We start from the raw sequence: 453 nt of genomic DNA on the forward strand, positions 1-453 counted from the left end.
ATGCCGAAGCGTTCGGCGGCCGCCTTCGTTGCACGCAGGCCTTCGGGCATGACTTCCTTGCCGATGCCGTCGCCGGGCAGGACGGCGATCTTGAAGGTCTGGGAGGGCTTGGACATGGGCGGAGTCTCCGGAAAAAGGCGTGGAAAGGAGGGATCGGTGGCCGGCGCGCCGAGGGACCCGACCGACCGCATGAAGCCGATTCTTCGGCAAACCGCGGCGCAATACAATCCGCCATCCGTGGTTCCATTGTTCACGCAACGTGCATAAAACGCCCGCTACCGACGACCTGCGGGTCTTCACCGCCGTGGTCCGCCGGGCCAGCTTCGCGCAGGCTGCTGCCGAGCTGGGCGCATCGCCTGCCTACGTCAGCAAGCGCATCCGCCTGCTCGAGGAGGAACTGGCCGTGAAGCTCCTGCACCGCACCACGCGCCGCGTGGCGGTGACGGAGGAGGG

1 protein-coding gene and 1 pseudogene are annotated in these 453 nt (G+C 67.1%); one reads left to right on the top strand and one right to left on the bottom strand.

Features of this window, described 5'->3' with window-relative positions:
• Positions 1 to 116, bottom strand: a pseudogene (locus K9U40_RS23760) (tartrate dehydrogenase); the annotation flags it as partial.
• Positions 117 to 259: 143 nt separating this feature from the next.
• Between K9U40_RS23760 and K9U40_RS23765 the strand changes: the two are divergent.
• Positions 260 to 453 (top strand): helix-turn-helix domain-containing protein (locus K9U40_RS23765; RefSeq protein ID WP_282892516.1); only part of this gene is annotated, 194 nt, incomplete at its 3' end.

The organism is Xanthobacter autotrophicus, assembly GCF_030015065.1.
Taxonomy (GTDB): Bacteria; Pseudomonadota; Alphaproteobacteria; order Rhizobiales; family Xanthobacteraceae; genus Xanthobacter; species Xanthobacter autotrophicus_D.